General features: G+C 39.2%; 13 protein-coding genes. 8 read left to right on the top strand and 5 right to left on the bottom strand.

Going from position 1 to position 11,811, the window contains the following annotated elements:
- Window positions 1-139 precede the first annotated feature (139 nt).
- Window positions 140-2,632: a hypothetical protein gene (locus JGH11_RS16800; protein WP_370567626.1), complete on the bottom strand. Its 2,493-nt coding sequence runs from the start codon at window positions 2,630-2,632 to the stop codon at window positions 140-142.
- A 753-nt stretch (window positions 2,633-3,385) separates the two neighbouring features.
- Here JGH11_RS16800 and JGH11_RS16805 point away from each other — a divergent pair.
- The 6 genes from JGH11_RS16805 to JGH11_RS16830 all read left to right on the top strand — a co-directional run bounded on the left by JGH11_RS16805 (window position 3,386) and on the right by JGH11_RS16830 (window position 6,906).
- Window positions 3,386-3,895: an RNA polymerase sigma factor gene (locus tag JGH11_RS16805; RefSeq protein ID WP_201113757.1), complete on the top strand. Its 510-nt coding sequence runs from the start codon at window positions 3,386-3,388 to the stop codon at window positions 3,893-3,895.
- A gap of 464 nt (window positions 3,896-4,359) precedes the next feature.
- Window positions 4,360-4,692: a hypothetical protein gene (locus tag JGH11_RS16810; RefSeq protein ID WP_201113759.1), complete on the top strand. Its 333-nt coding sequence runs from the start codon at window positions 4,360-4,362 to the stop codon at window positions 4,690-4,692.
- A gap of 3 nt (window positions 4,693-4,695) precedes the next feature.
- Window positions 4,696-4,920, top strand: coding sequence for a hypothetical protein (locus JGH11_RS16815; protein WP_201113760.1), 225 nt, complete (start codon window positions 4,696-4,698; stop codon window positions 4,918-4,920).
- 59 nt (window positions 4,921-4,979) lie between these two features.
- Window positions 4,980-5,639 carry a hypothetical protein gene (locus JGH11_RS16820; protein WP_201113761.1) on the top strand — a complete coding sequence of 220 codons (660 nt, stop codon included), beginning with the start codon at window positions 4,980-4,982 and terminating at the stop codon, window positions 5,637-5,639.
- A gap of 307 nt (window positions 5,640-5,946) precedes the next feature.
- Window positions 5,947-6,213: a hypothetical protein gene (locus tag JGH11_RS20340; protein ID WP_236264068.1), complete on the top strand. Its 267-nt coding sequence runs from the start codon at window positions 5,947-5,949 to the stop codon at window positions 6,211-6,213.
- Window positions 6,214-6,291: 78 nt separating this feature from the next.
- Window positions 6,292-6,906 (top strand): hypothetical protein, encoded by a 615-nt coding sequence (locus JGH11_RS16830; protein WP_201113763.1) that lies wholly within the window; start codon window positions 6,292-6,294, stop codon window positions 6,904-6,906.
- Between the two features lie 79 nt (window positions 6,907-6,985).
- Here JGH11_RS16830 and JGH11_RS16835 read toward each other — a convergent pair whose 3' ends face one another.
- The 4 genes from JGH11_RS16835 to JGH11_RS16850 all read right to left on the bottom strand — a co-directional run bounded on the left by JGH11_RS16835 (window position 6,986) and on the right by JGH11_RS16850 (window position 10,029).
- Window positions 6,986-8,086, bottom strand: a complete 1,101-nt coding sequence (locus JGH11_RS16835; protein WP_201113764.1) for a TIGR04133 family radical SAM/SPASM protein — start codon at window positions 8,084-8,086, stop codon at window positions 6,986-6,988.
- A 24-nt stretch (window positions 8,087-8,110) separates the two neighbouring features.
- Window positions 8,111-8,584: a radical SAM-associated putative lipoprotein gene (locus JGH11_RS16840; protein WP_201113765.1), complete on the bottom strand. Its 474-nt coding sequence runs from the start codon at window positions 8,582-8,584 to the stop codon at window positions 8,111-8,113.
- A 17-nt stretch (window positions 8,585-8,601) separates the two neighbouring features.
- Window positions 8,602-9,111 (bottom strand): radical SAM-associated putative lipoprotein, encoded by a 510-nt coding sequence (locus JGH11_RS16845; RefSeq protein WP_201113766.1) that lies wholly within the window; start codon window positions 9,109-9,111, stop codon window positions 8,602-8,604.
- A 189-nt stretch (window positions 9,112-9,300) separates the two neighbouring features.
- Complete coding sequence (locus JGH11_RS16850; RefSeq protein ID WP_201113767.1) at window positions 9,301-10,029, bottom strand: 1-acyl-sn-glycerol-3-phosphate acyltransferase; 729 nt, start codon at window positions 10,027-10,029, stop codon at window positions 9,301-9,303.
- 136 nt (window positions 10,030-10,165) lie between these two features.
- Between JGH11_RS16850 and JGH11_RS16855 the strand changes: the two genes are divergently transcribed.
- On the top strand, window positions 10,166-10,876 hold the full coding sequence (locus tag JGH11_RS16855) for an outer membrane beta-barrel protein (protein ID WP_201113769.1): 711 nt from the start codon (window positions 10,166-10,168) through the stop codon (window positions 10,874-10,876).
- Between the two features lie 7 nt (window positions 10,877-10,883).
- Window positions 10,884-11,690 carry a metal-dependent hydrolase gene (locus JGH11_RS16860; protein ID WP_201113770.1) on the top strand — a complete coding sequence of 269 codons (807 nt, stop codon included), beginning with the start codon at window positions 10,884-10,886 and terminating at the stop codon, window positions 11,688-11,690.
- The last annotated feature ends 121 nt before the right edge of the window (window positions 11,691-11,811 follow it).

Consider the following 11,811-nt stretch of genomic DNA (forward strand, 5'->3'; position numbering starts at 1 on the left):
ATATTAAATGATATAACCAAAAAAAAGGAACAGCTTTGACTGCTCATTAACCATTTTAGTTCCGAATTAACAAATTCGGAGCCTATGTAACTAAAGGATATTACTGGTTGAAACGTAAGGGAGAGGCTTGTTTATTACATCAAAAACCCATTCCCAGTCCAAACATAAAGCGGAGGTCGTCGCCCGATCCAAAACACGAATATTTGGTTGTAATCTTATTGATGATCGTGACCCATGCACCACCTCCATACGACGTGTGCCATTTTTTCGACGCCTCTTGGGGATACCATACACGTCCAAAATCAAATCCGGCAAACAAACCATATTTGAGTGGGGTGAAAGGATTTTTAATCTTGCCCATATCCAATCGCAGATCCGAAGATTGGGAATATGATTGACGCCCGACAAAGCGATTGTCACGATATCCGCGCAGCTCGGTAGAGGCCGACTGATAAAATTCGTATTTATCGTTAAACAATACACGTCCTTTCATTTGCGTGGCCAAAGTAAGCCTGTCGGAGAAACGGAAGTTGAAAGACATTCTGGCTTCGGTGTATGGATAGTTGCGTCCGAAGTCTCCGATATTTAGTTTCCAACCGGCAGATAGCGCGGCTGTAAATACAGGAACAAAGCCCGATAATTTTGTGTCAACTTCGTACGAAAGACCAAAATCGGCAAAATATTTAGCGTCAAACAACGAATTGTTTTCTTGGTAATACTGATTGATAAACCGATCGGTCGTCTTACCTATTTTAAATAGTTCGAAGGCGGAAGAAACTATTATTTGCTGTCCTTCGCAGAGTGCATAATGAAACGATGGCGCAATCGAATATTGTCCGATTTTTACCCTGTTGTAATTTTTTTTACTTTCTTTAAATCGATCTGTATTGTTTCCAAAACCAAAGAAGTTGGAAAAATTGGCCGGCGAACCTATAAAAGCATCCAGGTAAATACTTCGGCGCTCATCGTACATGGGGAATATACCTTTGTACATGAATCCACGCAGGTAATTGTATCCGATGCGATGCTGATATGAGAATGGCGAGCGTTTGAGTCCGTAGCGAGTGTAGGAAACAAAGCTGCCAAGGCTTAAGCCCCAGTCGGAATCGTATATACCCCACGGACTGAAGGAGATATCTTTATAACGGGTTTTGCGATAATCATAATTGTGAATGTTGTCGTTGTCGGTAAATACGACCTTCGCTTCTTTTATCGCTTCCAAGTCGGCCTTCTGGGATTTGTAGCCAAATATTTTCAGTTTGTTGCCCGGACGTGTATCATAGTGATTGTCTCCCTTGCCACCTAGCAGATAAAGAGGTATTTTGTTTTTGAATTTACCTGTCACCTTATACGTGTCGTCGCCATCGAGACCGTATACCCATATTTCTTTCGAGTTTTTCTTTGTATACTCTTGGCTGAATACGGGATTGGAACTGCTTTCGTTGTAAATACTGATACGGATGCTGTCGCGGCTAAATCTGTCGATGACAAATGTATCGTTTGCAGCTGTACCTGTTATCAGCGGATTGAATTGGAGGTCTTTATAATATTTGCGGGCAGTAGCAGTCAGTTGGTCACGTCTTTTCTTTAATTTTGTTTTTATTTCGTCTGTTTCTGCACCCTGCACTTCTTTGGGTAGACGGGAAAAGGCCTTGTCTATCACATCGTTGGTCAGAATGCGTTTCAAATATTCGGACTGATTTACCCATTCTCTTTGTTTACTTTGTGCAGTAAGGGCTACGTCGGTGGTAAAACCCAATTTATTTATTGTTTTTACATTCCCTACTTGTTCATCGTAATCGGCAATAAAGCTAAGAGAGAGTACTCCCAGCATTTGTTTCGAGAGCAATCCGTCTACCTTTGTAAAGGCATGGCTGCGATCTATTACAACGGGTTCGTAGATTGTTTCTTTACCTTTACGTTTCATAATCCATACCCAGTTTTCGGGTATTTTGTTCCAGTCGCCTATCAGTATATCGAACAGTCGCTCACGAATATACATTGCCTGGTCTACCTTGTGCGATTTGTCGGCTTGTATTCTGCTCAATAATGTAGGGGTGGTAATGATGTCGGACTGTGAAACGGTATCGGGCAGGAGGCATACACTTACCAGTCGGTCTTGGATGTCGCTTCCGTCCATAATAGTATCGGTGGTGGCTCTTGGCGGAATGTAATATAAGCTGGGATCGCTGCTGTTCAGCCCTGCCATCTTGGCCATATAGTCAGATGCCAGGAATGTATACGGATTGATAATGGTATAGGCATCACCTATAAATTGATCGAGATAAGTGTCTTTGAAATCTTCTTTGTTATACATTTCCTGAAAAAAGTCAGATTTAAGAAAGCTCGACGATCCGCCTATGGGCTTTAGGAGATAGTTGTGCCCTAAAGTGTTTTTGAGGAAAAGGCCGTAAAAATCATTGGCCAGACCGGTCGATTCCTTTTCGCCAAGAAGGGCCTTCAACGATTTGGTGTTAACTGTAATGGGAGTGTAGTATAGCTTGCGATAATGCTTGCCCCACAACATATTGTAAAATCGTCCTTTCTTTTTTAGTTCCTGCGGATAGATCGACTTTTTTACCATGAGTCCCTGTTTGACTGGTATGCTATCGCTTTCGACAGCCAAAGCCACAAAAGGACATATTAAAAATACAATCCACAGAGCTATTATATATATGTGTATACGGGTTTGCAAATATATGGCCTCCTATTTATTGTTTCGTTAATACAAAATCAAAGTTAGCACTATTATTTTTTATTCTCGCTAGTAAATTGGATTGAAAATATACAGAATTTACTTCTCTTTTCTCCAAGGTGGTTGCAATGCATAGGAATAATCCTTGCTTGGTCTTTTTGTAAATCTTGATAAGCTAGAAATGGCTGCAATATATAAGATATCTTAAATCGATGAATTTAGACATTATTTTAAATAATGTGAATATATACTAGCAATAAAATAGTATTTTTATAATTTTTGATAAAATTTGCAATGTTAATTGTGTCTAAATGATAGCAAAAAGACTAACAGATAATGCCTTATAAATATAATTGACGTGTTAAATATTGATTATTTTATGTTGGTTTCTCAATTTTATTGCTTACATTGCGAAGTATTACAAAGCTCAGGGGCGTTTTTTCCAACTGAAAAAAACTGGACTTATACGTTAATTATTAACTTATAAGTTTACACGAATATTAAATGTTAATTGTTTGTTCATTCGTCGATTAACTAATTTACAATACTTCATAAACCCATATAATTTATCGCTGAGCAGTGTATTTATTGCTTTTAGTTGCCTATGCAATCAAATCAGGGGCAGAAATGTATTTGCATATCAACTAAAAAGAGAAATAGATTAGGTTAAAAACATAAATTTTGAAGAAGATGAAGAGTAGCAAAAAAACACTGGAACAGGACTTAGTACTTATGCAGAACAACATGCTAAGCTATGCTCTAAAACTCACTTTGAATCGGGATGCAGCCGAAGACCTTACCCAAGAGACAACATTGAAAGCATTGAGCTGCATCGACAAATATTATGATAATGTAAACTTCAAGGGGTGGGTGTTTACTATCATGCACAATTTATTTGTTAATGATTATCGTCGCATGATGCGTATGCAGACAATACTGGACAAATCGGACAATATGTATCAATTGAATTTACCTCAGAATTCGGGATTCGATTCACCGGAAGGTGCATATACATATTCGGAGATGATGACCATGTTGAATAGCTTTAGCGATGAATATAAAATACCTTTTTCCATGCATTTCTCAGGATACAAGTACGATGAAATAGCTAAAGAGCTACATTTGCCTCTGGGTACTGTAAAAAGTCGTATATTCTTTGCTCGAAAGAGATTGCAGGAATTACTGAAGGACTATAGATAAATACAAGCAACTATAATAACGAGTAAAAAGCTTTCACTTTTGTGAAAGCTTTTTTTGTCCAAACTATATCCGCTCCTGTTATTCAGCATTTTAGTTTTGTATACTAAATCACTTATTCTTATTTTTTGCAGTTAATGCATTTTCTATTAGTATGTTATGTGCTATTGTTAAATTAATTTTTAACACAAAATACCTTTTTATTTCTCACACCTCTTATCTGTACACATTTTTCAATTTTTTTACTTTTTACTCATTCTAAATATGGTTCAATATTGAATTATTTATCTATATTATTTTTTATTTATACAAAAATAGTTTAATTTTGAACCATTGAATTAGCCGAGATAATATGAATTTAATACTAACAGATATATAATATTTTATCTTTTTCAGCTCCAATTATCTATAGAATACGATGAGAAATATTCTATCAACTTTAAGAATCATTTAAAAACAATACAAACATGGGTGCATTAAAAATTGACTGCTACTGCAACGAAACGCAAATGGAAAAAATTATAAGTATGGTTACAAAGCATCTTAACGAGAGTGACAGAACAGAGGTTTCCGATTTCGATGATGTGATCGGAGATGTAAGGGTGTGTGCCGAATTTGAGTCGTATATGGATTCGGTAGTCTTGAAAGCAGCAGAGGTGTTAGACGATGATTGGGATTTGCTCGATGAAGATTCGGCGGTGTTGTCGTCACGTCTGCGGGCAGTGCTCGAAGAGTATAACAGAAATGATAAGGAAGTTCTTTATCAAGCTCATCATATACTGAAAGATCGATTATTTTAACGTATGGCAAAGCATATCAAATCGCGACTGATTATTATCAATTGGCTGCTCTCTTTACTGCTTCTTACATATAACGGGGGTAGTCTAATATTGACCCTTTTTGTATCGGCTTATTTCTCATTTGCCTCTTGGCTGCTTTTGCACAACAAAGAGAATATTATTACCGAAGTAAAGGAAATGGATGGGAAGATAGATCGTCTGATAGCCAAATTCACAATAAACAACTAACGTTAAATAGAGTAGGGTGACACCAAATGTTAAGCCCGACATATAAAATTATAATATACGTGTCATACATCGAACTTATAAACGCAGCATGGGAACTGAGAGAACAGGGTGTTATTTCTATACATGAGCATGATCTCTACACTTACTTAATTCATAAGTGTAACAAGCTCGGTTGGAAAAATCCCTTTAATCAGCCTACAGAGATTATTTGTGCAGTTTTGCGAATCAATCGCAATGCACTTGTCAATCGAAGAAATAAGCTGCACAGTCTTGGTCTGATATCTTTTAAAGAAGGAAAGGCAAAATCGAAACCGGCCGAATACACCTTGCATATCCGTAAAGATACAGTACCTGATACGCTAACCAATACAATTACCAATACACTTACTTATACGCTTTCCGATACATTCGGCTATACGTTACCCTATACCAATACTAAAGACAAGACAAGAGAAGACAAGACAAGAGAAAAAGAAAAAACAAAAAAAGAAATTTTCAGGAAACCCTCTTTGCAGGAAGTTGTCGAATATTGCCGTCATAGGGAGAATGATTTGGATCCTCAGACTTTTGTCGACTTTTATGAAGCTAAAAACTGGATGATCGGCAAGAATAAAATGAAAGATTGGCAAGCTTGTGTCCGCACTTGGGAAGGAAAGCAAAATGAGAATCGCCATAATGCAGCCAAACATAGCAAAAACAAGGATTATGAAATGTTTTAAAGACATAACCGACGAAATGAAAAGGCACAATATGCCCTTACCTTCCGATAAGGTGATGGTGCAAATACCCGATGCCGAAAACGTTTTGCGTCAGGCCTTAGGCTATTTTCTGGAGCTAAGTGGCTGCCGTTTGCAATGGTTGCCCGAATACGGCGAGGTGGGGCGGTGGCTCAGTGGAAACGAGGGTAGGGGATTGTTCCTTTTCGGAAGCTGTGGGCGTGGAAAAAGCATTCTGTGCCGTTATGTTTTGCCCGCCATCCTGCTTGGGCACAGTCGGCGAGTGGTGTCGGTATTCGATACGGCCGAAATGAATAGCCGCATAGACTATGTGCTTTCACGCCATATCATCAGTCTTGACGATATTGGGACAGAGGAGGTCTGTAATCAGTATGGAAACAAACGGCTTGCCTTTGCCGAGATTATGGATGCCGCCGAAAAATATAACAAACTGCTGATCGTTTCCACCAACTTGTCAGTCGATGATATCCGCAGGCGTTATGGAGAACGGGTTTTGGATCGTATAAAGGCTACAACCCATCGGGTATTGTTTGAAGGAGAGAGTTTGAGACGATGATCGGTTAACTGTCTAAAATTCAAGGACTATAAATATTGGTATAGTAAGAATATTAATCCATTTAATAATAAGAATAACATGAAACTAGGAAACAGCAAAGGAAACAACACAGGAAAGAAATACTTTATGCGTGGACGCGACGATCAGCATGAACCCAAACACGAACATAGAAAAGCAGCTGATCGTTTCAACGTATGGTTTTCTAATAATTTTCAACAAATTATCAATTTCCTGATCTCCAAAGGATCGTACGATGAAGATGTTTTCAGTCAGACATATATGCGCATCAGTGAAAAGGTATTATATACAGGAGCGGAGATAAAAGATTATAAGGCATACTTCAGCCGTTCGTACTATACCAATTATATACAAGATAAGGCCAACGAAAACTTCAATATGGTTCCCCTGCCTGTCTACGACACATTCGAGGCTCACCATAGCAACCCATATGAGCGCGAACGTATGCAAACTCAGCTGGAAATAGATGTTTTCGACTATGTGTATAGCCGCTATAGGTTAGATGAGTTTGAGCTTTTTAAAATGTATATCAGCCTGAAGCCTGCTATCAATTACCATACACTTGCCGAAATTACACACTTGCAGGTGCATAACATTCAGCGTATTGTCTCTAAAATACTGACGGATATACGAGGGAATAAGGTGCTGGTAAATAAATATAAAGAGATTGTTTGATGGGTTATCAGTAGAGTAGGGGCAACCACTAGTGGTTGCCCCTATAATTTGTTCATTCCATATCATCATACAATATATGCTAACTGCTAACTGAGGCTTCTCCCTCTTTGATACGTTCCAGGTGGCAAAACAGTAATTTTCCTTCTTCATCATGTAAGTGCATACCGTTCCCCTGACACGATTTGAAATATTTACAATCGGCACATTCGCCTTGTTTTGCCCATGTACGGTCACGGAAAGGCTGGTAGCGTTTGTTCCATACATCCATAAAGTTGTCTTTATATATATTCCCTTGTATGAAGTTGGAACGGAGATTAGGGCAAGCCGAAATAGATCCGTCGACCAATACCGAGCCTATATTGATACCTGCACGGCAAAAGAAAAAACTGTCGCGAACCTCACCTTCATAATTGCCTAGAAAACCTTCACATCCATATCGTAAATCGATACGTCCTTCGAGGCGTGTTTGCCGGATAAAGTCGAAAAGCGCTTTAAATTCTTTTGGTTGCAATTGCAAATCCTGATGGCGGGTAGCTCTTCCTATGGGAAAGATAGTAAATATGCGCCATTGCTTTACACCGGCTTCGATAAGCATCTCTTTGAGAGCGGGTAGCTGTTCGAAAGTGCGGGCCGATACACATGTAACCACATCGAAAACTATTTCGTCGGTCATCTTTGCCAGTATCTTTATTGCATTGAAGGCATTGCGGAAACTCTGAGGATGTCCGCGCATGATATTGTGCGATTCCTCTAGTCCGTCAAGGCTAATAGTTACCGAGCGCAGGCCCGATGCAACGAGGCTGTCTATACGTTCGGCCGTCATTGCCAACCCGTTGGAAACAATACCCCATGGATATTCACGTTTGTAGAGTTCCCTTCCGCATTTTTCGAGGTCGGCGCGCATCAGCGGTTCACCACCTGTGATCACTATCATTGTTTTGTGAGGGTCTACATGTGGGGTGATGCTGTCTATTACACCTAGAAAATCGGCCAGGGGCATATCCTTCTGAGTCATACTCTTACGGCAATCGCTGCCACAATGCTTACAGCCGAGATTGCAGCGCAATGTGCATTCCCACATCAGGTACGATAGCTGATGGCGTGCTGTTTCGTTTGCTTTATATTTTTGAAATAACTTGAGTGCTAATTTCTTCCGTATTGATATATCGGTTATGCTCATTGTTTCACTGATAAATATAGATTGTTATTCCTCCTCCGGGGCTTTCTTTACTTCCAACTCTATAGTACCCATATCTTTCGTTGTCTCACCGTCATACCAGTTCTTGTCGCCACCTTCATATTGAGCGTTTTTGAAATCGATGATTTCTATCTTTTCTTCAAATTCTCCGTTGGCTTCTCCATCTACATCCTGAAATTTTATTTTGAAGTCTATACCGGGATAGTCTTTCCTCTTTATTTCGAACGAACCTGCGGCATTGGTGTAAGTCGTATCTCCTTTAATGTATTCAACTTTACTTTCGTCCACATTGTGTATCATCACTACACGTATGCCTTCTACGGCCTCTTTTTCTCCTTCTGCCGAAACTACTTTGCCCAGTACTTTATAGTCTGCCGAAGGTGTGCCGTATTCGGCAGGCTCTTCGCAGGCTGTGTATCCCAGCAAAAGCATGAAGAATGAAATTATTTTAGAGTATAATGATAGTGCTCCTTTTTTCATGGTAGTATATATTTAATTTATTCTGTATCGCATTCGTTCCACCATTTTTGCATCGATCCCAGCTCTATGGTACCCATGTCTTTTGTGGCCTCTCCTTTAAACCATCCTTCGCCACCGACATATTGAGCATCTTTGAAATCGATGATTTCTGTCTGTTCTTCAAATTGTCCATTGGCTTCTCCATCTATATCCTGAAATTTAATTATAAATTCTTGTCCGGGATGGCCTATTCTCTCAATTTTGTATTCTCCATTAGTATCAGTAAATACTGTATCTCCTGTTAGGTATGTAACTTTGCTTTCGTCTACATTCTCTATCATTACCACACGGATATTTTTCACTTCCTGTTTATCATCTTCTGCCGTAACTACTTTACCCGATACCTTATATTTTGCTGAAGGTACGCCATATTCACAGACTATGGGCTCAATGTCATCGTCAGACAGGCTGCCACAAGCCGAAAAGCCCAATATTAATAAGCAGATAGAGATAAGTTTAGAGTAGAGGTTGTGTGCTTTTGTTTTCATTGTCTATTAGGTTATAAATTTTACTTATACCTTATTGATGTAAATGTAGTGAAAAAAGCTGCACAAGAGTGAAAAAAACTGAAATTTAGCAAAGTACAGTTTGCTAAATATCTGTAGAAGTAAAAGTTATCAGCTTTTACTTCATATGTGAAAATATAAAATGGTAATCAATTAAGATAGGGCAACAGATTATTCGCTGTCTTTTAGTCCCGATTCTATAATCTTATGAACATCTGCTATAAGTTTTGGCAGATCGTCGGAAGTGATTCCTTCGGTAGGAATAGGGTCGTGAAACGTCAGCGATATAGCAGCCGGATACATAGTCCACGAGTGAATTGGCAATACTTTGTACGCCCCATCGATAGTAACAGGAACAATAGGTAGCTTGAGGCTGAGGGCTGTTTGGAATGCACCTTTCTTGAATTCTGCCATTTTGCCGTCAGGAGTACGGTGCCCTTCGGGGAAAACTACTGTCGACATACCATCACGCAGTGTGTCGCGAGTTTGTCTCATCGTTTCCACGATACCTTTGCGGCTACTTTGGTCTACAAACACATGCCCTGCTTTTTTCGAAGCAAAGCCTACTAATGGCATTTTTCGAAGAGCTTGTTTCATCAGCCATTTGAAATTATGGCCTAAATAACCATATACGAGAAATATATCGAATGCCCCCTGATGATTGGCAACAAAAACATACGATTGTTTTTTATCAAGTAGCGGATTACGTTTTACTTTTATTCGCAGTAAAGCAGCTGCACAGACAAAACGCCCCCAGATAACTCCCGGGTAATATCCCCAGAACTTATTGTTACCCAGTGTAGAGCCTATAATAATAGTCAGCGTACACCAGATGGTGGCCAAAATGAGCAGGGGTACGAATATGACCCACTGATAAACGAGATAAACGACTTTCTTCATAATTTGGTTTCAAATATAACTGTTTTATCTGATATCTTTAATATTCTTTTGTTTCTTCTATATTAAATATTGTATCAATTATTCATTTTTCTTTTATATTTACATATCTATTTAGCACTAATACTAAAAAACTACTATGAATAAAGTAAATGCTATTCTTTTGTTTATCCTCCTTTGTCCTATCTTGCTGATGGCACAGGGTGACAAATATTCCTGCTTTGGTCTTCGTCTCGGACTGGGAATGTCTACCCTTTCGGGGCTCGATGGACGAACATATCTTCCGGTAGAACAATTGGGTGATCTCTCTACGGGATACCGTTTTTCGTGGGATGTGGGAGCTTCTGTCCAGTTGGGCTGGGGCGATGGCTATGTGGTACAAACCGAGTTGTGGGCAGGAATGCAAGGGGCCCGGCTAAAAGGTGTATATAAAGATGGTATGGATGTAGACGAACTGAGTATCTCCAACGTACAGCTGACCGTAACTTACGGAAAGAAAGTGTATATGAACGATAACTTGAGACTAATTATTACAGCAGGCCCTTATATAGGTTATGATATGACAGCGGAAGGTGACGGTTATAGTGATGGTAATGGTATCTCGGATTGGGACTCTGATTACGATGAATTTGGTATGACAAAAAGCGCAACCACAAAGTCGGTGACAATAGATACAGATAATGAACGTATATTTCGTGAGGTAGATTTTGGTATGACTCTGATTGCCGGCATAGAAACAAACGGATTTCAGATAGCCTTCAGCCCACAGTTTGGACTGACTAATCTTTCCCGTACCAATCCAAAGGTGTCTCACAGAGTGTATAAATTGGCTGTAACTTATTATTTCTAGATCGATAATGGATATTCTCACACACGCTCTTTCGGGTATGGCTGTTGCTACCTGTGCAGTTACTTTCACAAAAGGGAAAGCATTGCGAAAAGCCAAAGTAATCTTTACAGGAGCATTGGGTGGCCTACTTCCCGATATAGATGCTGTGAGTATGTGGTCGCGGTTCGATTCCACATTCGGGGCGTTATTCAATTTATCTGATACCGGCAGGGTGATCTATGGCAGTAAATTTTGGTATTCGCACCACGCATTTTTCCATTCATTGCTTGCAAGCGTGCTTATCGGCGCTTTGATTATTTTATTGGTTTATATGTTTCGCCATATTTCCTCCAAAAAGAAACTTAGCTTTTCTTCTTTTATACAGAACCATTTTATCTATTTCGTTGTCTTTGTGCTTGGCTATTGGGCGCATTTGGCAGGCGATTTGCCCACTCCGTCTTCGGTATGGGGTGGTATTGCATTTTTGTGGCCATCGGACGATTATATCGGGGGGAGTGGCAATATTTGGTGGTGGAACAATTACGATATCTTCCTGCTTATATTTTGCTGTATTGTTATAAACCTGATTATGCCTACCATATCTAAACGAATAAGGGCAAACAAAAAAGTGTTTACGTCTGTTGTCTTGTTCGTTACACTCGTTCTAATTCTTGTTCAGGTCAATACCCGCCAATATGATTATGCTTACAAAGGCAATACTACTAAATATGCAGAAATGGAGCAAAACTCTAAAAAGGAGCAAGAGCGGATCTTAGGCAAAAAATTATATCGGTTGATGGATAGATTTGACCGTAGTATGAAATTCCATTTCTGAAAGAGATAAAAAAAGTCGGGTTGTCTCTATATTTAGATTATGATGCACAATCGAAAAAAGGCGTACATTTAGTAATGTTCTGGTAAATTTATTTATTTTAAAGAATTTTTTCTAGATTTAA

This window comes from Dysgonomonas sp. Marseille-P4677 (assembly GCF_016652235.1).
In the GTDB taxonomy this organism is placed as follows: Bacteria; Bacteroidota; Bacteroidia; order Bacteroidales; family Dysgonomonadaceae; genus Dysgonomonas.

Bases quoted from the DNA above. Each gene is read 5' to 3' on its own strand.
- JGH11_RS16805 (WP_201113757.1), top strand. From the start codon at position 3,386: ATGAAGAGTAGCAAAAAAACACTGGAACAGGACTTAGTACTTATGCAG.
- JGH11_RS16810 (WP_201113759.1), top strand. From the start codon at position 4,360: ATGGGTGCATTAAAAATTGACTGCTACTGCAACGAAACGCAAATGGAA.
- JGH11_RS16815 (WP_201113760.1), top strand. From the start codon at position 4,696: ATGGCAAAGCATATCAAATCGCGACTGATTATTATCAATTGGCTGCTC.
- JGH11_RS20340 (WP_236264068.1), top strand. From the start codon at position 5,947: ATGAATAGCCGCATAGACTATGTGCTTTCACGCCATATCATCAGTCTT.
- JGH11_RS16830 (WP_201113763.1), top strand. From the start codon at position 6,292: ATGAAACTAGGAAACAGCAAAGGAAACAACACAGGAAAGAAATACTTT.
- JGH11_RS16835 (WP_201113764.1), bottom strand. From the start codon at position 8,086: ATGAGCATAACCGATATATCAATACGGAAGAAATTAGCACTCAAGTTA.
- JGH11_RS16840 (WP_201113765.1), bottom strand. From the start codon at position 8,584: ATGAAAAAAGGAGCACTATCATTATACTCTAAAATAATTTCATTCTTC.
- JGH11_RS16845 (WP_201113766.1), bottom strand. From the start codon at position 9,111: ATGAAAACAAAAGCACACAACCTCTACTCTAAACTTATCTCTATCTGC.
- JGH11_RS16850 (WP_201113767.1), bottom strand. From the start codon at position 10,029: ATGAAGAAAGTCGTTTATCTCGTTTATCAGTGGGTCATATTCGTACCC.
- JGH11_RS16855 (WP_201113769.1), top strand. From the start codon at position 10,166: ATGAATAAAGTAAATGCTATTCTTTTGTTTATCCTCCTTTGTCCTATC.
- JGH11_RS16860 (WP_201113770.1), top strand. From the start codon at position 10,884: ATGGATATTCTCACACACGCTCTTTCGGGTATGGCTGTTGCTACCTGT.